This window comes from Delftia sp. Cs1-4 (assembly GCF_000214395.1).
Lineage (GTDB): Bacteria > Pseudomonadota > Gammaproteobacteria > Burkholderiales > Burkholderiaceae_C > Comamonas > Comamonas acidovorans.
On the sequence record NC_015563.1, the window covers coordinates 6,088,169 to 6,110,358 of the forward strand.

Genomic DNA, 22,190 nt, shown 5'->3' on the forward strand with positions numbered 1-22,190 from the left:
GTTCAGGCATGGGCGGCTGCGCCGGCCGGAGCTTCGTCATCCAGCCAGTCGATGCGGCGCATCTTGCGCACCAGGACGAACTCGTCGCGGTTGGTGCCGATGGTTCCGTAGTAGTTGAAGCCGTAGCTGTACTGCGCGTAGCCGCCGATCATGTGGGTGGGCTTGAGCACGATGCGCGTGACCGAGTTGTGGATGCCGCCGCGCGTGCCGGTGATCTCCGAGCCCGGCGTGTTGATGGTCTTCTCCTGCGCGTGGTACATCATCACCATGCCCGGCTTGACGCGCTGGCTGACCACGGCCCGCGCCGCGATGGCGCCGTTGGCGTTGTACAGCTCCACCCAGTCGTTGTCGGCGATGCCGGCGCTCTTGGCGTCGTCCTCGCTGAGCCAGACGATGGGGCCGCCGCGCGCCAGCGTGAGCATCATCAGGTTGTCGCCATAGGTGGAGTGGATGCCCCACTTCTGGTGCGGCGTGATGAAGTTCAGCGCGATCTCGGGGTGGCCGTTGGGCTTTTGGCCCTGCACTTCCTGCAGCGCCTTCATGTGCACGGGCGGGCGGTAGCTGACGAAGCCTTCGCCGAAGTCGCGCATCCACGGATGGTCCTGGTAGAACTGCTGGCGGCCGGTGAGGGTGCGCCATGGGATCAGCTCATGCACGTTGGTGTAGCAGGCGTTGTAGCTGACCTTCTCGCTTTCCAGGCCCGACCAGGTGGGCGAGCTGATGATCTTGCGCGGCTGGGCCTGGATGTCGCGAAAGCGGATCTTTTCGTCCTCGCGGTGCAGGGCCAGGTGGGCGTGTTCGCGCCCCGTCTGCTTCGACAGCGCCTCCCAGGCCTTGACGGCCACGTGGCCGTTGGTCTCGGGCGCCAGCATCATCACCACCTCGGTGGCGTCGATGTCGGTGACGATGCGCGGGCGGCCCTGGCTCACGCCTTCCTCGCGCACCAGGCCGTTGAGCTCGCCCAGCTGCTCCACCTCGGTCTCGGTGTTCCAGCCGATGCCCTTGCCGCCGTTGCCCAGCCTGTCCATCAGCGGGCCCAGGGCCGTGAAGCGCTTGTAGAGGTTGGGATAGTCGCGCTCGACCACCGCAATCTGCGGCGCGGTCTTGCCGGGGATCAGGGCGCACTCGCCCTTCTTCCAGTCGCGCACGCCATCGGGCTGGGCCAGCTCGGCGGGGGTGTCGTGCATCAGCGGCGTGAGCACCACGTCCTTTTCCACGCCCAGGTGGCCCACGCAGACCTCGCTGAAGGACTTGGCGAAGCCCTTGTAGATCTCCCAGTCGCTCCTGGCCTGCCAGGCCGGGTCCACGGCCGCCGACAGCGGATGGATGAAGGGGTGCATGTCGCTGGTGTTGAGGTCGTTCTTCTCATACCAGGTGGCCGTGGGCAGGACGATGTCCGAGTACAGGCAGGTGGTGCTCATGCGGAAGTCCAGCGTGACCAGCAGGTCCAGCTTGCCTTCGGGCGCCTTGTCGTGCCAGCGCACTTCCTGCGGCTTGGCCGAATGGCCGGCGCCGGGCCGCCCCAAGCCGGCCGCCCCCTGGGGGGAGGCGCGCAGCGCATCGGGGGGGTCTTGTTCTCCAAGGTCTTTTCCTTGCACGCCATGGGTGGTGCCCAGCAGGTGCTTGAGGAAGTACTCATGGCCCTTGCCCGAGCTGCCCAGGATGTTGGAGCGCCACACGAACATGTTGCGCGGCCAGTTGGCCGGGTGGTCGGGGTCCTCGCAGCTCATGGACAGCGAGCCGTCCTGCAGGGACTGCACCACGTGGTCCTTCACGTCCAGGCCCTGGGCCTGGGCGTCGCGCACCAGCTGCAGCGGGTTGGCCTGCAGCTGCGGTGCGCTGGGCAGCCAGCCCATGCGCTCGGCGCGCACGTTGTAGTCGATCATGGCGCCGCCGTACTGGCTGCGGTCGGCCAGCGGGGACAGCACCTCTTCCACGCCCAGCTTCTCGTAGCGCCACTGATCGGTGTGGGCGTAGAAGAAGCTGGTGGAGTTCATCTGGCGAGGCGGGCGCAGCCAGTCCAGCGCAAAGGCCAGCGCGGTCCAGCCGGTCTGCGGGCGCAGCTTTTCCTGGCCCACGTAGTGCGCCCAGCCGCCGCCGCTCTGGCCTATGCAGCCGCACAGCATCAGCATGTTGATGATGCCGCGGTAGTTCATGTCGCAGTGGTACCAGTGGTTCATGGCCGCGCCGATGATGACCATGGACTTGCCGCGCGTCTTCTCGGCGTTGTCGGCGAACTGGCGCGCAATGGCGATCACCTGGTCACGCGGCACGCCGGTGATCTTTTCCTGCCAGGCCGGGGTGTAGGGCGCATCGGCGTCATAGCCGCCATCAGCGCCCTCGCCTTCCAGGCCGCGGTGGATGCCGTAGTTGCCCGCCAGCAGGTCGAACACGGTGGCCACGATGGCCTCCTCGCCGTCCAACACCATGCGCGAGACGGGCACGCGGCGCAGCAGCACATCCGTGCCCTGCTCGTTGGCGTCGAAGCCCGGCGACTGCAGGCCGCCGAAGTAGGGGAAGGCCACGTCGGCCACTTCACTGTCCACGCCCTGGCCGTCCAGCACCGAGAGCTTGAGCTGCACGTCGTTGCCCGTGCGCGCCTCCTTGGATTCGAGGTTCCACAGGCCCTCGTCGGCACGGCCGGCCTCGCCCCAGCGAAAGCCGATGGAGCCGTTGGGCAGGGCCACGCCGCCGTCCTCGCCGTAGGCCACGGTCTTCCACTCGGGGTTGCTGTCCTGGCCCAGGTGGCCGTCGAAGTCGCTGGCGCGCACATAGCGCTCGGGCACCAGGGCCGTGCGGCCATCGGGCAGTTGCTGGCGCTTGAGGCGGATCAGCAGCGGCAGGTCGGTGTAGCGGCGCGCATAGTCCTCGAAATAGGCCGGGCGGCCGCGCTCGCCGAAGTAGAACTCCTTGAGGATGACGTGGCCCATGGCCATGGCCACGGCGGCATCCGTGCCCTGCTTGGGGTGCATCCACAGGTCGGCCAGCTTGGCGACCTCGGAGTAGTCGGGCGTGACGGCCACGACCTTGGCGCCCTTGTAGCGGACCTCGGTGAAGAAGTGGGCGTCGGGGGTGCGCGTCTGGGGCACGTTGGAGCCCCAGGCGATGATGAAGTTGGAGTTGTACCAGTCGGCGCTCTCTGGCACGTCGGTCTGCTCGCCCCAGGTCTGGGGGCTGGCCGGCGGCAGGTCGCAGTACCAGTCGTAGAAGCTCATGCACACGCCGCCGATCAGGCTCAGGTAGCGGCTGCCTGCGGCATACGAGATCATGGACATGGCCGGAATCGGCGAGAAGCCGATGATGCGGTCCGGCCCGTGCTTCTTGATGGTGTAGACGTTGGCCGCCGCGATCATGCGGTTGACCTCGTCCCAGCTGCTGCGCACGAAGCCGCCCAGGCCGCGCTGCTTTTGCCACTCGCTGCGCGCATCCGCGTTCTCGACGATGGCGGCCCAGGCATCGACCGGGCTCCTGGCCACGGCCAGGGCAGCGCGCCAGTGCTTGAGCAGCCGGCCGCGCACCATGGGGTATTTGACGCGGTTGGCGCTGTACAGGTACCAGCTGTAGCTGGCGCCGCGCGCGCAGCCGCGCGGCTCGTGGTTGGGCAGGTCGGCGCGCGTGCGCGGGTAGTCGGTCTGCTGGGTCTCCCAGGTCACGATGCCGCCCTTGACGTAGATCTTCCACGAGCACGAGCCCGTGCAGTTCACGCCGTGCGTGGAGCGCACCACCTTGTCATGCGCCCAGCGGTCGCGGTAGGCGTCTTCCCAGGTGCAGTCCTCGCCCGTCACCTGGCCATGGCCGTTGGAGAATTCCTGCCGGGGCAGGGAGAAGTAGGAAAGCTTGTCCAGAAAATGGCTCATCGCGGGACTCCTTGTTGTTCGTTGCGGTGCGTTGCTGTTCGGTGCAGTAGTGCCTGCGGCCCGGGGCTCAGCAGGGCATCTCGGCGTTCCTGCGCGCGTAGTACCACCAGGTCACGCCCACGCACAGCACATAGAAGGCGGCAAACACCCACAGCGCCAGCTCGGGCCCGCCCGTGGCGGCGATGGAGCTGCCGTAGCTCTTGGGGATGAAGAAGCCGCCGTAGGCTCCCAGCGCGCCCGCAAAGCCCAGGGCGGCCGCGCCTTCGGTATTGCCCTCCTTGAGGGCATGGGCCTGCGCTTGCTCGCTGGGATGGGCGCCCAGTTCGCGCTGCTTGAGCGCCAGGAAAATCGCCGGGATCATGCTGAAGGTCGATCCGTTGCCGATGCCCGTGGTCAGGAACAGCACCAGGAACATCAGGAAGAAGCCCATGAAGCTGCCCTCGGCAGGGCCGAAGCCCAGCGCGTAGCCGCCGCTGCCCTTGGGCAGGAAATACAGCACGCCCACCACGGCCACGGCCATGACGAGGAAGTTCCAGAACGTCACGCGCGCGCCGCCCGCCTTGTCGGCCAGCCAGCCGCCAAAGGGCCGCGACAGCGCGCCCAGCAGCGGGCCCAGCCAGGCATAGGCCAGCGGATTGACCGCCGGGAACTGGCTCTTGATCAGCAGCGGAAAGCCGGCGGCAAAGCCGATGAACGAGCCGAAGGTGCCCAGGTACAGCAGGCACATCACCCAGTTGTGCTTGCGCCGGAAGATGGCGGCCTGGGCCGCGAAGCTGGCCTTGGCGTCGGCGATGTCGTTCATGCCGAACCAGGCGGCCAGCGAGGCGATGGCGATCCACGGCACCCAGATGAAGGCCGCGTTCTGCGCCCACACCCGGGTGGTCTCGCCGGCCTTGGTGATGGTCTGCGCATCGCCGCCGAAGACGCCGAAGATGCCGGCCGTGATCACCAGCGGGCTCAGGAACTGCACCACCGACACGCCCAGGTTGCCCAGGCCCGCGTTCACGCCCAGGGCCGAGCCCTTGCGCTCCTTGGGAAAGAAGAAGCTGATGTTGGCCATGCTGGAGCTGAAGTTGCCCCCGCCCAGGCCGCACAGCAGGGCCAGGATCAGCATGGTCGGATAGCCGGTGCTGGCATCCTGCACGGCGTAGCCGATGCCGATGGCCGGGATCAGCAGCGAGGCCGTGGACAGCGCCGTCCAGCGGCGCCCGCCCATCAGCGGCACCATGAAGGAATAGAAGATGCGCAGCGTGGCGCCCGACAGCGCGGGCGCGGCCGCCAGCCAGAACAGCTGGTTGGTGGAGTAGGTGAAGCCCAGCGCGGGCAGGTTCACGGCCACCACGCTCCAGACCTGCCAGATGGCAAAGGCCAGGAACAGGGCGGGCACCGAGATCCAGAGATTGATCCTGGCGATGGCCTCGCCCTCGCGCTCCCAGAACTGTTTGTCCTCGGGGCGCCAGAGGGTCAGCACGCTGCCGGGGCGGCTGCGCGCGGATGCCTTTGCGGCGGTCTTGGTGTTCGCATGCATGTGCAACTCCTGCGGTTCAGCGCGCGGCCGGCTGCACATCGCTGTGGCCGCCGTGGCTGTTGAGCACGTCGGTGCGGCGCACCTCGGTGAAATACATCCAGATCAGCGACACCCAGACCACGCCGTACAGCAGCATGAAGGCGCTGGAGCGGATGCCCGTCCAGTCCAGCAGCACGCCGAACAGGATGGGCAGGATGAAGCCGCCCATGCCGCCGGCCAGGCCCACGATGCCGCTGATGGCGCCGATGTTTCCGGGGTAGTCGTCGCTGATGTACTTGAAGACGCTGGCCTTGCCGAAGGCCATGGCAATGCCCAGCACGAACATCAGCGCGGTGAAGGCATAGACGTTCAGGCCCAGGTGAAAGCGGGTGCTGCCCTCGGTGGTGAGCACCGTGAAATCGGTCTGCGGATAGGACAGCAGGAACAGGCAGATCCAGCACACCCACAGCACCCACCAGGTCACGCTGTGTGCGCCGTACTTGTCCGACAGCCAGCCGCCGATGGCGCGCAGCACGCCGCCCGGCAGCGAAAAGCAGGCCGCCAGCAGGGCCGCCACGCGGATGTCCAGGCCGTACTCGCCCACGTAGTACTGCACCATCCACAGGCTCAGCGCCACATAGCCGCCGAAGACGATGCTGTAGTACTGGCAGTACTTGAGCACGCGCGGGTCCTTGAGCGCCTTCAACTGGTCGCTGAAGCGCACGTTGCTGGGCACCAGGTGGGCCGGGTCGCTGTGGCTGAACAGCCAGAACAGCACCAGCGCGCCCAGCATGATGGCCGCATAGGCATGCGGCACGGCGGCCCAGCCGAAGGCCACCAGGATCACCGGCGCCACGAACTTGTTGACCGCCGCGCCCGAGTTGCCCGCGCCATAGATGCCCATGGCCATGCCCTGGCGCTCCTTGGGAAACCAGCGCGCCACATAGGGCGTGCCCACCGAGAACGAGCCGCCCGCCAGGCCCACGAACAGGCCGATGGTCAGGAAGTGCCAGTACTCGGTGGCATAGCCCATCACCCAGATCGCGGGCACGGTGACGGCCATCAGCACCGCCATCACGATGCGCCCGCCGAAGCGGTCGGTCCAGATGCCCAGCGGCACGCGCACCAGCGAGCCCGTGAGCACGGGCATGGCCGTGAGCAGGCCGAACTGCGTGGCGTTCAGATCCAGCATCTTCTTGATGGGGATGCCGATGATGCCGAACATCATCCAGACCATGAAGCAGACCGTGAAGGCCAGGGTGCTGACGGCCAGGACCGACCAGGCCTGGCGGTCGTGGCGTGTGCCTGTGCTGGTGCTCTTGCGGGGGTCGCCCTGTGCGGTGGGCGCTGTGTTTGCCATTTTGTTTTCCTCGTGGGGGCTATGGCATCCATGGTCCCGCGCGAGGGCCGCGCCGCACATCCGCCAGCCGTACGCTCGGACAAGGCGGAAGAACTAGGAGCGCGCAGGCGGGCCTAGTTCCAAAGAACTATCGAGGACAAAAAGGCTTGACGCAGATCAGGAGCGCCGGCCGAAGACCGATTTCGGGCTGCGCCCGTAGAACCGCGTGAACGCGGCACTGAAGTTCGACGGATGGGCATAGCCCACCTGCCAGCCGGCCTGGGCGACCTGGCAGCCGGTCTCCAGCAGCGCCCAGGCGCGGCGCATGCGCAGCTCCAGCAGCAGGGCCTGGGGCGTGGTGCCGAAGACGGCGCGAAAGCCCTGCTTGAGCCGGTGCTCGCCCAGGCCCACGGCGGCGCTCAGGTAGGCCAGGGTCAGCGCGCGGTCCATCTGGGTGGACAGCAGTTCGCGCGCCTGCTCCAGCCGGGCCAGTTCGTCGGCCGACCAGCGCGGTGCCGCCTTGGCCGGCTGCGGCGCAGGCGCGAGGTGCCGCAGCTCCAGCGCGGCCAGGCTCAGCATGGCGATGTGGCGGTCCAGCGCATCGGTGGGCTGATGCCCAGGCGGCTGGGCCAGGCGCCGCGCCAGCGCCAGGCTGGCCGGCAGGCTGGCACGGTGGTCCAAGGGCCGCACGCCGGCCGCGCCGTCCACCTGGGTCAGGCGTTGCGAGAGTTCAGGCCCCAGATAGCGGTCCAGCGCCGCGCCCGACAACAGCAGGCGCAGCTGGCGCACGGTCTGGCCGGCCGCATAGCGGCGCTCGCCCTGGCTGCCGCGAAAGGCTGCCAGCGTGGTCTGCCCCGCGCCGAAGCGCAGTGCCGCACCCGTACGCGCCACAAAGCCCGATTCCCCGGCCAGCCCCAGCGTGATGACCAGGGTGCGGCCCTGGTCCGAGGCATCGGCCTGCACGCTGTCCTCCACCAGGTCGCGCAGCGGGCAGTAGTGCGAGCGCGCCAGCACGATGCCGTCGCCCAGCGTGAAGCGCTCCGCATGGCAGTCGCCCAGCTCGGCGGGCAGGGCATGCCGCGTCCAGCCCGGCGCACAGGGCTGGGGCAAGGCAAGCGAGGAAGGGATGCGAGAGGTCATGTGCGAGGAATGGAGGCGCGCTTCGCATAGGAAATGCTCCGGCGCGCATACGTTTTCAAATGATAGCGATTCTCATCTTCCCTAGCATCGGTCTCCAACGAGATTCCCTTTTGGAGAGGACGAGAAAACCATGGCATTCCCCCTTCGCTGGCCGGCCGCGCTGGCCCTGGCCCCCTTCACGGTGGCGGCCCAGGGCCAGGCGCCCGAAGCCACCCTGCCCGAGATCACGGTCACGGTGAACAAGCAGGCCGAGAGCCTGGACGCCGTGCCCGCCAGCGTCTCCGTCTTCGACGGCGCGGCGCTGGAGGCGGCCGGCGTGCGCGGGCTGGACGCGCTGTCCGCCCAGGTGCCGGGCTTTGTGTTCCAGGCCTTCGGCCAGTCGGGCGTGCAGCCGCCCGTGATGCGCGGGCTGACGGCCAACTTCGTGTCGTTCTCCTCGTCCACGCTGCTGCTGGTCGATGGCGTGCCCACGCTGATGGCCCAGGGCTTCGAGCACAACCTGCAGGGCGTGGACCGCGTGGAGGTGCTGCGCGGCCCGCAATCGACCTTGTACGGCCGCAATGCCGAAGCGGGCGTGGTCAGCATCGTCACGCGCCAGCCCGGCGACACGCCCTATGCATCGATCAGCGCCGAGGCCGGCAACCACGGCCAGCGCGCGGGCAGCTTCGAGCTGGGCCGCGCCCTGGTGCCGGGCCAGCTCCACATCGGCCTGTCGGGCGAGTGGCGCGCGCAGGACGGTTTCATACGCCAGCAGGCGACGGGAGCGCGCGTGGACGACCGCGAGCGCGCCAGCGGCCGCCTGGCCCTGCGCTGGACGCCCACGGCCGAGACCGAGGCCACGCTGCGCTACGCCCAGCAGCGCTGGGAGGACGGCGCCGCGCAATGGGGCAGCATTGCCGCGCCGCGCGCCACGGTGAACTCGGGCACGGACAGCTGGAACCGCTCGCGCGGGCAGACACTGTCGCTCGATGTCTCGCACCGCTTTGCCTCGGGGCTGCGGCTGCGCTCCATCACCGCGCGCAACGTCTTCGACGACCGCGTGCTGCAGGACACGGACTTCCAGAGCGCCGACCTGCTCCATGTACGGCGCGACTACCGCCTGGCCACGACCTCGCAGGAACTGCGCCTGGAGGGCGAGGCCGCAGGCCTGTGGAACGCGCGCTGGCTGGCCGGCCTGTACCTGGACCGCGACGACCATGACCTGCGTTACGAGCAAAAGCTGCCCGCCGCGCTGATGCGGCCCACGGCCGGACTCAAGGGCAGCACGGCGGCGCTGTTCACGCACTGGACCGTCCCGCTGTCCGAGCGCTGGACGCTGGCGGCCGGCGCGCGCGTGGAGCGCAACCGCGTGGAACTGGCCCCCGTGGGCGCGGCGGCGCGCAGCGACGACTGGTCGCGCTTGAGCCCCAAGCTCTCGCTGCAATACCAGTGGTCGCCCCAGGACCAGATCTACACCAGCCTCAGCGAGGGTTACCGCGCGGGTGGCTTCAACGTGTTCTCTCCGGCCATGGGCTATGCGGCCTACGAGCCAGAGACCGTGCGCGCCTGGGAGATCGGCGCCAAGGGCCGGCTGCTGGGGCAGCGCCTGCGCTATGCGGCCTCGGTCTACACCCAGCAGGTGCGCGACATGCAAGTGCAGCAGATGGGCCTGCCGGGCGTGGTCTACATCACCAATGCGGCGCGGGCGCGCTCCACGGGTGCGGACTTCGAGCTGGACTATGTGTTCGGCGGCGGCTGGCAGCTGCAGACCGCCCTGGGCCTGAACCGCACGCGCTTCGGCAGCTTCCGCGACGGCGCCGCCGTCTACGACGGCCACCGCAACCCGTTTGCGCCCGACATGACGGCCCATGTGGCGCTGCGGTACGACGCGCCCGGCCGCTGGTGGGCGCAGGCCGCCGTGCAGGGCACGGGCAAGGTCTACCTGGACGCCGCCAACGCCTACCGCCGCCCCGGCTACGGGCTGCTCAACCTGTCGGCCGGCTATGCCCAGGGGTCCTGGGAAATCGCCGCCTACCTGCGCAATGCCGCCAACCGCCGCTACGACGCCGTGGGCTACCTGAATGGTCAGGTCGTGGTCTACAGCCCGCCGCGCGAGTTCGGCGTGCGGCTGACCTGGCGCATGTGACTCCCTTTCGTGAAAAGGACCTTCCGATGAATACACCCCGCTGTGAATCCCCTACCCACGCCCCCTCTCACGCCCTGCAACCGCTGTGGGATCTGGCCGCCGCCCAGGTGCAGGCCGAGGCCCTGGTGCTGGCCCTCGAATCGGGGGCGCTGGACCGGCTGGCCACGCCCCAGACGCCGGCCGAGCTGGCCCAGGCCCAGGGCTGGAACGAGGCCAATACCTCCCATTGGCTGGAATTGCTGTGGAGCATGGGCCTCCTGCGGCGCGGCCAGCACGAGCCCGTGAGCTATCTGTTGGCCACCGATGCGCTGCGCTACCTGCACAGCGCATCGCCCGAGTCCTGCGGCGCGGCCTGGCTGTTCCGCCTGCGCTCGCTGCGCCACTCCGCCACGCTGCTGCGCGGCCTGGTCGAGCACGGCCCTGCCGGGGACGGCTCGGCCTGCAGCGCCCCCTTGACCACGGGCAATGCCGAAGGCTGGGCCGCCGCCGCACGCGCCCAGATCGGCCAGGAGCAGCGCGCCGTCAGCGTGCCTGCCGCGCTGCAGGTGCTGGACCAGGTGCCCGAGGTCGCTGCCGGTGCGGGTGCGGGTGCAGGTGCCCCGCGCCGCATGCTGGACCTGGGCGGCGGCCCCGGCTGGATCGCGCTGGCCCTGCTGCGCCAGCAGCCCGCGCTGCAGGCCAGCGTCTTCGACTGGCCCGAGGCCGTGGCCGTGGCGGCGGACAATGCTCGCCAGTCCCGCCTGTCCGACCGCTTCACCGCCCTGGGCGGCAACCTGGCCACGGACGGCATAGGCAGCGGCTACGACCTGGTCTGGTGCTCGTCCGTGCTGCACTTCGTGCCCGATGCGGCAGCCGTGGTGGCCAAGGTGTTCGACGCGCTGGCGCCCGGCGGCGTCTTCGTCTGCGCCCATGCCGAGGTGGATGAGACGCCCGAAGCCGCCCTGCGCACCCTGCCCTACTACCTGCCCATGCGCCTGCTGGGCCGCAGCCTGACCCGGCGCGGCGAGCTGCAGACGCTGCTGGCGCAGGCGGGTTTCGAGCGCATCGAACGCATCGAGTCGCGCGAGTTTCCGATGGCGCCGCTGGCCGTGCTCGTGGCGCGCAAGGCAGCACAATGAGCACCGCCCGCCCTCGCCCGGTCTGGCTGCTCCAGGCGCTTTTTGGCTGGCTGCACCTGGCGCTCACCGCCCCCAGCGTCTACCTCTGGCTGGGCCTGCCCCTGGTCATGCGCCAGCATGGCTGGTCGGGCACGGCCATCGGCCTGTTCCAGCTGGCGGGGCTGCCCGCGCTCATCAAGTTCGCGCTGGCCGCGCCCGTGGAAGCGCGCAGCGCGAACGGCCAGCCGCGCTACCGCGCCTGGGCGCTGGCCCTGTGCCTGGCTTATGCGGCCGTGCTGCTGGCCCTGGGCTGGCAGCAGTTGCTGGCCGAGCGCCTGTGGCTGTTCGGCCTGGCCTTCGCGGCCGCGCTGGCCGCCACCTGGGCCGACATTCCCGTCAGCGCCCTGGCCATCCGCCTGCTGCCCGCGTCCGAGCGCATGCGCGCCGGGGGCGTGCGCGCAGCGGCGCTGTCGCTGGGCGCCATCGTGGGCGGCGGGATGATGCTGCTCATGCAGGCGAAATGGGGCTGGCGCGCGCCCTTCCTCTGCCTGGCCGGCGCGCTGGCGCTGGGCGCCCTGCTGCTGGCCTGGGTGGTGCGCCATGAGCCCGGGGATGCGCCCTCGCCTGTGCTGCTGCCTGCGCCCAAAGCTGGACTGGCCGCCATGGTCCGCGGCTATGGCGCCCAGCCCGGCGCCTGGCGCTGGACCCTGGTGCTGGTCAGCTACTTCCCCTTCATCGGCGCGGCCTGGTTCTACCTCAAGCCGCTGATGCTGGACCACGGCTTCGCGCCCGCCCAGGCCGCCCTGCTGGCCGGCATGGGCGGCGGCGTGGTGGCTGCGCTGGCGGGCGCGGCCTCGCCCCTGCTCACGCGCCGCCTGGGCACCCGGCGCGCCCTGCCCCTGTATGCGGGCTGCAACGTGGCGGCGCTGGCACTGCTGGCGGCCGTCATCGCAGCCGGCGCCCCGCCCCCGGGCCTGGTCGCGGCCGTGGCCTGCGTGGCAGCGGCCATGGGCGCCTCCTCGGCCTGCGTCTTCGGACTGATGATGCAATTCGCCCGCCCGCGCTGGCAGGCCTTCGACTACGGCCTGCAGGCCAGCCTGTTCGCCGCCAGCCGCATGCTGGTGCCGCTGGCGGCCGGCGTGGCGCTGGACGCCATGGGCGCGGCAGCCATGCTCACCGGGCTGACCGTGGCGGCCGCGCTGGCGTGGGTGTGGGCGCTGCGGTGTGCGGGGGATGGTTGGGCTTCAGCCACAGCGTAGGCCGCTAATCCCGCTGCCGCTCCGACGCATACACCGCCGCCTGCACGCGCGAGCTCAGGCCGAGCTTGCGCAGGATGTGTTGCACATGGATCTTGACCGTGGTCTCGGCAATGTCCAGCGTGCGGGCGATTTCCTTGTTGCTGGCGCCCCGGGCGATCTGGACCAGCACCTCTTCCTCGCGCGGGGACAGCGGCGAGGCCGGGGCCTCGTCCGGCTCGGGCGCCTGGGGCTCGGGCGCGCCCTGGGACTGGAAGGCGGCCACCAGCTTGCCCATCATCTCGGGGCTGACCACGGGCTCGCCGCGCGCGGCGCGGCGCAGGGCCTCGGACAGCAGGTCGCCGTCGATGGTCTTGAGCAGATAGCCCTGGGCACCGTTGCGCAGCGCGGCCGCCAGGTCCTGGCCGTCCTCGCTCACGGTGAGCATGACGACGCGGCTGCCGGGCGATGCGGCCCGCAGGCCCGCGATGGCATCGACGCCCAGCACGCCGGGCAGGTGGTTGTCCAGCAGGATGACCTGGGGCGCCAGCGCGGGCACCAGGCGCAGGGCCTCGCCCGCGTCGCCGGCCTCGCCGACCACGCGCAGGCCCGCATCCTGGGCGATGAGGGCGATCAGGCCGCGGCGGAACAGCGTGTGGTCGTCGATGACGAAGACGGAGATGGGGCTGGAGAAGGACATGGGGCGGTCTTTTTCTTGCGGGAGCGTGTCACGCGTTCGAGGGGAGGGCCTGCGCTGGCGCGCCGGCCGAGGCCGACGGCGGCAGCTCGATGAGCACGCGCGTGCCCTCGCCGGGGCGGGAGTGGACATGGACCAGCGCCTGCGCCAGCAGGGCGCGCTCGCGCATGATGCCCAGGCCCACATGCAGCGAGTCCGGCGCAACGTCGGCGGGGACGAAGCCGCAGCCGTCGTCGCAGACTTCGAAGCGCCAGGGGTGGCGCCCCACGCGCAGCTCCACATGCCTGGCACCCGCGTGCTTGCGCACGTTGGACAGCGCCTCCTGCACCATGTGCAGCACCTGGATCTGCACGTCGGGCGCCAGCGGCAGGCCCTGGCCCGACATGCTCAGCGAGGTGGCAATGCCCGTCTGGTGCTCGAACTTGGACAGCGTGGCGCGCAGCGCGGCCTCGATGTCCTCGGCGCTGGTGCGCGTGCGGAAATGCACCAGCAGCTCGCGCACGTCGGCATAGCATTCGCGCACGCCCACTTCCAGCTCGCCCAGGCTGCGGTCGCGCGCCTCGTCGCGGCCCTTGGCCACGGCGTCGCGCAGCAGCTGGGTCTGTATCTTGAGAAAGGCCAGCGACTGGGCAATGGAGTCATGCAGCTCGCGCGCGATCAGGCCGCGCTCCTCGGCCACGGCGGCCTCACGCTCCAGCGCCGTGGCGCGCAGGCTTTCCATGGCGCTGGCCAGGTGGCGCGCCATGGCGGACAGCAGGTCGCGCATGTCGTCCGTGAGCACCACGGTGGAGCGAAAGAACAGGTTGACCTCGCCCAGCAGGCGCTGCTGCAGTTGCACGGGGATGCTGACCACGGTCTGGAAGCCGGCCTCGCGGCAGTGGGGCAGCTGCAGGTCGCTGGCCGGCGTGATGGGGATCACGCGCAGCCGCGCCTGCTCGCGCGGCTGGCCGCACAGGCAGGCGCCCGTGTGCAGGCAGTGCTCCTGCACCGACATGGACTGGGGGAGGCCGTCGCCGGCCAGCAGCACGTAGCGCTCGTTGGCCTCGTCGGACCAGCGCACCGTGGCCGCATCGGCCTGGGCCGCCAGGCGGACCTGGCGCACAAAGCCTTCGGCCAGGGACTGCAGGCTGGCGGCCTCCGACGCCTGCACGCTGACCGCGTACAGCGCCTGCAGCTGCTGGTGCTGCACGTTGAGGCTGGCGGTCTTCTCGCGCACCTTGTCCTCCAGCTCGGCGTGAGAGCTTTGCAGCGACTGGGCCATCAGGTTGAAGCCGGCCGCCAGCTGGCCGAACTCGTCGTCCACCTCCACGCTCATGCGCGTGTCCAGGTGTCCGCGGCGCATGCGCTCCAGCGCCGAGCGCAGCTGGCCCACGGGATGCAGCACCAGCCAGTAGCTGGTGGCCATGAAACTCACGGCCGCGATGATGGCCAGCGCCATCAGACACATCTGAAACAGGTGCAGGATGGCCGTCCAGCGCGAGAGCCGGTCCTCGATGGCTTCGACGAATCCGTCCACCTCGCGCACGAAGGCGTCGGCGCTGCCCATGATGGCCTGCGCATCGACATGGTCCTCGGCCTGCCACTGCGTGCGCAGCGCACTCCAGTCGCCGCGTATGCGCTCGTAGCGCGCGCTGACCGCATCGCTCCAGGGCACGAACAGCGGCCGCGACATGTCGCCGCTGCGCAGCAGGTCCAGGCTGGCGTCGAACTGCCGTGCGCGCTCCTGCCACTGCGCTGGCGCCTCGTTCTGGCGCGCCATGGCCATGCGCACCATGCTCATGCGCAGCCGCCCGGCCTCGTTCACCGCCGCCGCACCGCCTTCCAGCTGCCAGGCCACCCACAGCGTGAAACCGATCGATGCCACAGCCGCGAGCAGGCAGGCTGCGCCCATGAGCAGCAGCTTGGTCGAAAGCGAGGGCTTGCCATGCATGGTTGCACTGTAGTCACGGCGCATTTGCGCGTCTTGACCTGAATCAAGCGCCACCCGTTTGCGCCGTGCCCCCGCCCCGATTCCTAGGATCCTTTCAACTGCCCCCAATGCCCACAGGGCCTATGGCGTCCCCGGGCGAGGCCAGTGTTTAGCATGGGGCCATGCAAGCCCGCTCCATCCCCCGCCCCTTCATCCGCACCCCGCGCCTTGCCGGCCTGGCTGCGGCCGCATTGCTGGCGGCAGCCCTTGCCGGCTGCGCCAGCTCCTCCGCCCCGGCGCGGGACTGGACGCAGCAGCTGCAGCGCTGGTCAGACGCGCCCATCGTGCTGCTGGGCGAGCAGCACGATGCGGTCGCCCACCAGGCCTGGCAGCAGGCCACGGTGGAGCAGTTGGCAAAACAGGAGCGCCTGGCCGCGCTGGTGATCGAGATGGCGCCGCGCACGGGCTCCACGGCCAGCCTGGCACGCGATGCCTCCGAGGACGCGGTGCAGCAGGCCCTGCAATGGCAGGACGCGGCCTGGCCCTGGCCGCGCTACCGCGGCGTGGTCATGGCCGCCGTGCGCGCGGGCGCGCCCGTGCTCGGGGGCAACCTGCCGCGCGCCGACATGAAGCAGGCCATGCGCAACGAGAACCTGGACACCCACCTGCCGCCCGAGGGCTGGCAGCGCCAGCTCGACGCCATCCGCGAAGGCCACTGCGGCCTGCTGCCCGACACCCAGCTGGCGCCCATGGCCCGCATCCAGCTGGCCCGCGATGCCAGCATGGCCGAGGTGGCCAGGGCCGCAGTCAAGCCCGGCAAGACCGTGCTGCTGGTGGCCGGGCGCGGCCACGTGCTGCGCGGCGTGGGCATTCCCACCTGGCTGCCCGAGGCCGCAGGCGCCAAGGTGGCCGTGGCGCAGGCGGGGGAGACATCGGTGGCGCAGGCCTCGGATGTGGATTGGCTGCAGAAGACGGATGCCCTGCCCGCCAAGGACCACTGCGCCGAGCTGCGGGAGAAGTTCAGGAATCCGCCGGCGCCGCGGGCCGATGCGGGCTGAAGCCCGCTGATTCCTGAAGAGGTTGCGGCCGGCCTTGCGACCGGCCGGAAATCAGCGGTAGAAAGCTTCCACGGCGCCCTTGAGCTTGATCAGCAGGGGCTTTCCCTTGCGGTCCACCGTCTTGCCGGCCGGCACCTTGATCCATCCCTCGCTCACGCAGTATTCCTCCACATCGAAGCGCTCGTTGCCGTTGAAGCGGATGCCGATGTCGTGCTCGAACACGGCGGCCACATGGTGCGGGCTGCGCGGGTCGATGGACAGGTGGTCGGGCAGTGCGGGGCGATCGGCGGGTGCGTTGGCGTCGGTCATGGTCTTGTTCTCGCAAGAGGGTTCTGAAGAAAGCCGGTATTGTCCGCGCAATTCGCAGGCAGGCGCTGGCTGACAGGCTTTGGCGGCAGGCATCGTCATGCGGATGGCGGACGGGCGTCGTATGCTGCGCTCCATGCTGTCGCCAGAGCAACGTCAAACACTGAAGTCGGCCAAGCGCCTGCCGCTGGCGCTGCTGCTGTTCGTGGCGCTGGGCTTCGTGGCCTCGTCCGTGGCGGCGGGGCACTGGCAGCAGGTGCCGCTGTGGCTGGCCTGCATCAAGGCCGTGACCGAGGCCTCGCTGGTCGGCGCGCTGGCCGACTGGTTTGCGGTGTCGGCGCTGTTCCGGCGCATTCCCCTGCCCCTGGTCGGGCGCCATACGGCCATCATCCCGCGCAACAAGGACCGCATCGGCGAGAACCTGGCGAACTTCGTGCGCGACAAGTTCCTGGACGGCCCTTCGCTGGTGGCGCTGATCGAGCGCCATGATCCCGCCCGCGTGCTGGCCGGCTGGCTGACCACGCCGGCCAACAGCACCCTGCTGGGGCGGCAGGTGGCGCGGCTGGCGCTGGCGGCGCTGGAGATGGTGCAGGACCGGCAGGTGGAGCGCTTTCTGACACAGGCGTTCAAGGCCTTGCTGGCCCAGGTGGACCTGCCCCGCGCGGCGGCGGATCTGTTGTCGGGCCTGACCAAGGACGGCCGCCACCAGGCCGTGCTGGACGATGTGCTGGCCCGCGTCAGCGGCGTGCTGCGCGAGGCCGAGACCCATGTGCTGATCGCCCAGACCATCGTGCTGTGGCTCAAGCGCGAGCATCCGCTCAAGGAAAAGATGCTGCCCACGGACTGGCTCAGCGACAAGGGCGCCAGCGCCATTGCGGGCGCACTCGACAGCCTGCTGCAGGACATTGCCAGCAACCCCGAGCACCACATGCGCAAGGCCTTCGACGCCTCCGTGGACCGGCTGGTCACGCGGCTGCAGTCCGACCCCGCCATGTCAGAGCGCGCCGAGCGGCTGCGCCACTACCTGCTGCACGACGAAAAGCTGGCCGGCTACCTGCGAGCGCTGTGGCTGGGCCTGCGCGCCAAGCTGCAGGCGGACCTGGCCAACGAGCATTCGCAGGTGGCGCGCAAGACCGCTGCCATGGGCCGCTGGCTGGGCCAGTCGCTGGCGCACGACGAGGCGCTGCGCAGCTCCATGAACGAGCGCCTCAAGCGCTGGGCCCAGGCGCTGGCGCCCGATGTCTCGCAGTTCCTGGCCCAGCACATCGCCGATACCGTGCGGCGCTGGGATGCGCGCGAGCTGTCCGAGCTGATCGAGCTGCACATCGGCAAGGATCTGCAGTACATCCGCATCAACGGCACCGTGGTCGGCGGTGCCGTGGGGCTGGTGCTGTTCCTGGTCTCCAATGCGGGGCGGATGTGGTCCTGATCTTCGTATCAGGATGTTGCCTGCGGGCCACATCGGGCCAACTTTACAAAGCTGCCGTGTTCGCCGGAACGCCCTGAATCGGGCCGGGCGCTGCACGCGCCCGGGCGCTGGCGGCCCTGCATGTCATTGATGAACAAGGCAACATTCAGCATCCTGAATGAGTTGCTCACAGATCGGCCCGCTTGTAAAGAAAAACAGCAGCTGCGCTGCCGTCGGCCAGGCCGTTGTCGACGGGAAAATAAAATAAGAACGATTCGCACTCATCAAAAACAACAGAGCGGATGCGCACCCCGGTCGTTCGACCGTCCGTGATTCTTCTTGCGAGCTTTCCCATGCACAACTGCACAGCCCCCGCGGCGGGCCGTGGCTTTGCCCTGTCCGCCCTTTGCACCTCCCTGCGTGCTTCGTTTCCCTCCACCGTCGTTCCCCTGCGCCGCACCGCGCTGGGCGCCTGCCTGGGCCTGCTGGCCTCGGGCAGCGCGCTGGCCCAGGCAGCAGGCGGGGCCACGCTGGAAACCCTGGTCGTGACGGCCAGCGGCTTCGAGCAGGAGATCAGCCAGGCGCCGGCCTCGATCTCGGTGATCACGCGCCAGGAACTGGAGCAGGGCGCCTACCGCAACCTGCACGATGCCCTGCGCGATGTGCCCGGCGTGATCCTCACGCCCTCGGACAATAACTCCAACGACATCTCGTTGCGCGGCATGGGCGCCAACTACACCCTGATCCTGGTGGACGGCAAGCGCATGAGCACGCGCGAGACCCAGACCAACGGCAGCACCGGCACGGACCAGAGCTGGATTCCGCCGCTGGAGGCCATCGAGCGCATCGAGGTGGTGCGCGGCCCCATGTCCTCGCTGTACGGCTCGGACGCCATGGGCGGCGTGATCAACGTCATCACGCGCAAGGTGGCGAAGAACTGGCATGGCTCGGTGCGCGCCGACGCCACGCTGCAGGAGCGCTCCACCTCGGGCGATGCCTACCAGACCAACTTCTACCTGTCAGGTCCGATCAAGACCGACCTGCTGGGCCTGAGCCTGTACGGCAACTACGGCAAGCGCGACCAGGACCGCATCTACCAGGGCTACAACAAGAGCGACAACCGTTCGCTGAACCTGCGCCTGGCGCTGACCCCCAGCAAGGACCACGACCTGATCGCCGAGATCGGCACTTCGCGCCAGCACTTCGTTTCGTCGCCTGGCATGACCCTGCTGCCCACCGATGCGCCCAGCGACCGCAAGTTCGAGCGCGAGAACTACTCGCTGCAGCACAAGGGCCGCTGGGGCTGGGCTTCCTCCGACACCTATCTGCAGCGCGAGGAAACGCGCAACCTGTCGCGCGACATGACCATCAGGAACACGGTGTTCAACAGCAGCTGGGTAGCGCCGCTGGGCCGCCAGCACCTGCTGACCACGGGCGTGTACTACAACCAGCAGGACCTGCGCGACACGACGACCAATACGCTGCCGGGCTCGGCGCGCACCACGGCCGATCGCACGCAGTACGCCTGGTTCGCCGAGGACGAGTGGCGCCTGCGCGAGAACTTCGCCCTGACCGGCGGCCTGCGCTACGACCACGACAGCAAGGGCGGATCGCAATGGAGCCCGCGCCTGTATGGCGTGTGGAACCTCGACGCGCAATGGACCGTCAAGGGCGGCGTGTCCACCGGCTTTCGCGCGCCCTCGTTGCGCCAGACCCTGGGCGACTGGGGCCAGTCCAGCCGCGGCGGCAACATCTACGGCAACCCCGACCTGAAGCCCGAAACCTCGCTGAGCAAGGAACTGGGCGTGCTCTACAACAACGGCGCCGGCCTGTCGGCAGGCCTGACGGTGTTCGACAACGAGTTCAACGACAAGATCACGCGCATCGCCTGTCCCGAGTGCGGGCCGGCCAATTCCTCGGGCAACACGCCCACCACCAACGTCAATATCGACAAGGCCATCACGCGCGGCATCGAAGCCACGTTCAAGGCCCCGCTGGCGCGCACGCTGGACCTGAGCAGCAGCTACACCTTCACCAAGTCCGAGCAAAAGAGCGGCGAGTTCGCGGGGCAGCCGCTGAGCCAGCTGCCGCGCCACATGCTCAACCTGGCGCTGAACTGGAAGCCTTCGCAGCAATGGGCGGGCTGGGCCAAGCTGTCCTACCGGGGCAAGGAAAGCCAGCCCACGGGCGGCCGTTCGGCGCGCACCTGGGTGGCTGGCAGCTATGCCATGTTCGACATGGGCGGCTCCTACAACTACAGCAAGGACGTGACCTTCTACGCAGGCATCTACAACCTGTTCGACAAGGACGTGTACTACGAGGACTACGCCACGGTGCAGGACGGCCGGCGCTACTGGATCGGCATGAACGTGAAGTTCTAGGCATCCCGGCCGCAAGGGCGGCCGCTGCCCGTGGCCTGCGAATCGGGCCGCGCCGCTTCCCGGCGCGGCACCCGCCTCCGGAGGCCGGAACTCCTTTCATTTTTTCCTGGGATTCTTTGCCATGACCTTCGATATCACGCGCCGCGCGGCGGCGCTGGCCTTGCCGGCCTTGTTCCTGGGGACTGCGGTGGCGGCCCCGCTGTCCGTGCGGCATGCCGGGGGAATGACCAGCCTGCCCGGCGCACCCCGGCGCGCGGTGGTTTATGACCTGGGGGCGCTGGATGCACTGCATGCGCTGGGCGTGCCCGCGTCGGCGGTCGCAGGCGTGCCCCGGGCGCAGCTGCCCCGGTATCTGGACAGCTTCGCGCAGCGGCCTGCGGCGGGCGGGCTGTTCGAGCCCGACTACGAGGCGCTGAGCCGGCTGGCGCCCGACCTGATCATCGTGGGCGGGCGCTCGGCCGGCAAGGCCGAGGTGCTGGGACGCATCGCGCCCACGCTGGACCTGAGCGTCAGCGGCAAGCACATGCTGGCCGATATCGAACGCAACATCGCCACGCTGGCGCTGCTGTTCGGCCGCCAGGCGCAGGGCCGTGCGCTGGTGCAGCGCATCCAGGCCGAGCTGCAGGGCCTGCGTGCCCAGGCCTCGCAGGCCGCGCCGGGCCTGCTGCTGATGGCCGTGAACGACAAGCTCCTGCCGCAGGCGCCGGGATCGCGCTTCGGCTTTCTGTTCGATGTGTTCGGCGCGCGCTCGGCGCTATCGGCTGCGCAACTGCCAGCCCGCGGCACCGCCTACGGCTTCGATGATGTGGCGCGGCTGGACCCCGAGTGGATCTACGTCATCGACCGCAACACGGCCACGGGCCAAGCGGCAGACGGCGGCGAGATCATGGCTTCGCGCAAGGTGTTCGACAACGCGCGGATCCACGCCACGGCGGCCGGCCGCAAGGGGCAGGTCGTCTTCCTCGATCCCAAGGGCTGGTACCTGATGGGCAGCGCCGGGCCGACGGCGCTGCTGGACAACATGGCGCAGCTGCGCCAGGCCTATGGCGCGGCGTCATCGCGTTGACCGCGGGCCAGGGCCGGCTCCCGGTCCCGGCCCCACAGCGCAATCACGCGCACATAGGCCAGTTCGGCCAGCAGCTCCACCAGCGTCTGCGTGACGATGACGGCCGGCAGCACGGGAATGGCGCCGGGCACGGCCAGGGCCAGCGGCAACACGACCAGCGAATTGCGCGTGCCCGCGCTGAACGCGACGGCGCGGCCCGAGGCTGCCGGTAGCCGGAAGGCGCGCGCCACCAGCCAGCCCAGTGCGGGCGCCGCCACCGCAAAGGCCGCGTAGACGGGCACCATGCTCCAGGCCGCGTGCGTGGCCGGGCCCAGCTGGGGCAGCACGGAGGCGATCACCACGAACAGCACCAGCGCCGTGGCCGGCACGGGCAGCAGGCCCAGCCATGCCGAGACGCTGGCGCCGCGCCGGCTGCGGGCCGCCCACAGCTGCGTGGCAGCGGCCAGGGCCAGCGGCACGGCGATCAGCCACACGAACGCATGCAGGAAAGGCCCCGCCTGCACCAGCCGTGCCGCATCGTCTCCCAGGAACAGGCCCAGGTAGCCGGGCAGGGCCAGCATCTGCGCGATCAGCAGGGCCGGCGTGGCTGCCAGCAGCAGGCGCGCGTCGGCACGTCCCAGGTGGGAGAAGGTGACCACGTAGTCGATGCAGGGCGCCAGCAGCACCAGCAGCGCGCCCAGGCGCAGCAGGGGGTCGGCGGGCAGGAACTGCAGCAGGGCCCAGACCAGCATCGGCACCACGATGAAGTTGGCCACCATCAGCGCCGCCAGGAAGCGCACCTGGCCGAAGGCGCGCCGCAGCTCGGCCACGGGCACCTGCAAGAAGGTCACATAGAGCATCAGCGCCAGCGCGGGGTTGATGGCACGCTCCAGCACGCCCGTGCCGGGCAGCGCCCAGGCGGCGGCCGCGGCCAGGGCCACGGCGGCGAAGTAGATGGGGATCTGGCGCTGTTCGAGCGCGTCTCGGGTGTCTTGCATTCGGGGCGCCGGGTGCGGCAGGTGCGGCAGGGGCGGCAATGGGTACGGGGTGCCTAGTATGGCAACGGTGCGGCCAGCCGCTGTCTCG

General features: G+C 69.7%; 16 protein-coding genes. 7 read left to right on the forward strand and 9 right to left on the reverse strand.

Features of this window, described 5'->3' with window-relative positions; all coding sequences use genetic code 11:
* Positions 1-2: 2 nt before the first annotated feature.
* The 4 genes from DELCS14_RS26720 to DELCS14_RS26735 all read right to left on the reverse strand — a co-directional run bounded on the left by DELCS14_RS26720 (position 3) and on the right by DELCS14_RS26735 (position 7,843).
* Positions 3-3,857 carry a nitrate reductase subunit alpha gene (locus DELCS14_RS26720; protein ID WP_013804388.1) on the reverse strand — a complete coding sequence of 1,285 codons (3,855 nt, stop codon included), beginning with the start codon at positions 3,855-3,857 and terminating at the stop codon, positions 3-5.
* A gap of 67 nt (positions 3,858-3,924) precedes the next feature.
* Complete coding sequence (locus tag DELCS14_RS31110; protein WP_013804389.1) at positions 3,925-5,385, reverse strand: MFS transporter; 1,461 nt, start codon at positions 5,383-5,385, stop codon at positions 3,925-3,927.
* A 16-nt stretch (positions 5,386-5,401) separates the two neighbouring features.
* Entirely contained in the window at positions 5,402-6,724 is a 1,323-nt protein-coding gene (locus DELCS14_RS31115) for a nitrate/nitrite transporter (RefSeq protein WP_012203038.1), read from the reverse strand.
* A gap of 156 nt (positions 6,725-6,880) precedes the next feature.
* Positions 6,881-7,843, reverse strand: coding sequence for an AraC family transcriptional regulator (locus tag DELCS14_RS26735; RefSeq protein WP_013804390.1), 963 nt, complete (start codon positions 7,841-7,843; stop codon positions 6,881-6,883).
* 130 nt (positions 7,844-7,973) lie between these two features.
* Between DELCS14_RS26735 and DELCS14_RS26740 the strand changes: the two genes are divergently transcribed.
* From DELCS14_RS26740 to DELCS14_RS26750, 3 genes are read left to right on the forward strand one after another with little or no spacing between them, the layout of a single operon-like run.
* The gene (locus DELCS14_RS26740) at positions 7,974-9,968 is read left to right on the forward strand and encodes a TonB-dependent receptor (protein ID WP_013804391.1); all 1,995 of its coding nucleotides are present in this window, start codon (positions 7,974-7,976) and stop codon (positions 9,966-9,968) included.
* A gap of 26 nt (positions 9,969-9,994) precedes the next feature.
* The gene (locus tag DELCS14_RS26745; protein ID WP_013804392.1) at positions 9,995-11,086 is read left to right on the forward strand and encodes a methyltransferase domain-containing protein; all 1,092 of its coding nucleotides are present in this window, start codon (positions 9,995-9,997) and stop codon (positions 11,084-11,086) included.
* Positions 11,083-12,324 (forward strand): MFS transporter, encoded by a 1,242-nt coding sequence (locus tag DELCS14_RS26750; protein WP_013804393.1) that lies wholly within the window; start codon positions 11,083-11,085, stop codon positions 12,322-12,324. Before DELCS14_RS26745 ends, DELCS14_RS26750 begins: the two co-directional genes overlap by 4 nt.
* A gap of 4 nt (positions 12,325-12,328) precedes the next feature.
* Here the strand turns inward: DELCS14_RS26750 and DELCS14_RS26755 are convergent, their stop codons facing one another.
* Both DELCS14_RS26755 and DELCS14_RS26760 read right to left on the reverse strand, forming a co-directional pair.
* Positions 12,329-13,000, reverse strand: coding sequence for a response regulator (locus DELCS14_RS26755; protein ID WP_012203037.1), 672 nt, complete (start codon positions 12,998-13,000; stop codon positions 12,329-12,331).
* Positions 13,001-13,028: 28 nt separating this feature from the next.
* Positions 13,029-14,927, reverse strand: a complete 1,899-nt coding sequence (locus DELCS14_RS26760; protein WP_013804394.1) for a type IV pili methyl-accepting chemotaxis transducer N-terminal domain-containing protein — start codon at positions 14,925-14,927, stop codon at positions 13,029-13,031.
* A 161-nt stretch (positions 14,928-15,088) separates the two neighbouring features.
* Here DELCS14_RS26760 and DELCS14_RS26765 point away from each other — a divergent pair, with 161 nt between their 5' ends.
* Positions 15,089-15,964 carry a ChaN family lipoprotein gene (locus tag DELCS14_RS26765; protein WP_013804395.1) on the forward strand — a complete coding sequence of 292 codons (876 nt, stop codon included), beginning with the start codon at positions 15,089-15,091 and terminating at the stop codon, positions 15,962-15,964.
* A gap of 51 nt (positions 15,965-16,015) precedes the next feature.
* Here DELCS14_RS26765 and DELCS14_RS26770 read toward each other — a convergent pair whose 3' ends face one another.
* Entirely contained in the window at positions 16,016-16,273 is a 258-nt protein-coding gene (locus tag DELCS14_RS26770; protein WP_013804396.1) for a DUF3297 family protein, read from the reverse strand.
* A 121-nt stretch (positions 16,274-16,394) separates the two neighbouring features.
* Between DELCS14_RS26770 and DELCS14_RS26775 the strand changes: the two genes are divergently transcribed.
* Positions 16,395-17,699: a DUF445 domain-containing protein gene (locus tag DELCS14_RS26775; protein WP_013804397.1), complete on the forward strand. Its 1,305-nt coding sequence runs from the start codon at positions 16,395-16,397 to the stop codon at positions 17,697-17,699.
* A gap of 166 nt (positions 17,700-17,865) precedes the next feature.
* Here DELCS14_RS26775 and DELCS14_RS30915 read toward each other — a convergent pair whose 3' ends face one another.
* Complete coding sequence (locus DELCS14_RS30915) at positions 17,866-18,033, reverse strand: hypothetical protein (RefSeq protein ID WP_156517036.1); 168 nt, start codon at positions 18,031-18,033, stop codon at positions 17,866-17,868.
* Here DELCS14_RS30915 and DELCS14_RS26780 point away from each other — a divergent pair.
* On the forward strand, positions 18,032-20,059 hold the full coding sequence (locus tag DELCS14_RS26780) for a ligand-gated channel protein (RefSeq protein ID WP_013804398.1): 2,028 nt from the start codon (positions 18,032-18,034) through the stop codon (positions 20,057-20,059). The two genes, DELCS14_RS30915 and DELCS14_RS26780, sit on opposite strands and share 2 nt — an antisense overlap.
* A 121-nt stretch (positions 20,060-20,180) precedes the next feature.
* On the forward strand, positions 20,181-21,125 hold the full coding sequence (locus tag DELCS14_RS26785; RefSeq protein ID WP_013804399.1) for an ABC transporter substrate-binding protein: 945 nt from the start codon (positions 20,181-20,183) through the stop codon (positions 21,123-21,125).
* Here DELCS14_RS26785 and DELCS14_RS26790 read toward each other — a convergent pair.
* Positions 21,101-22,102: an arsenic resistance protein gene (locus DELCS14_RS26790; protein WP_013804400.1), complete on the reverse strand. Its 1,002-nt coding sequence runs from the start codon at positions 22,100-22,102 to the stop codon at positions 21,101-21,103. The two genes, DELCS14_RS26785 and DELCS14_RS26790, sit on opposite strands and share 25 nt — an antisense overlap.
* Positions 22,103-22,190: the final 88 nt, after the last annotated feature.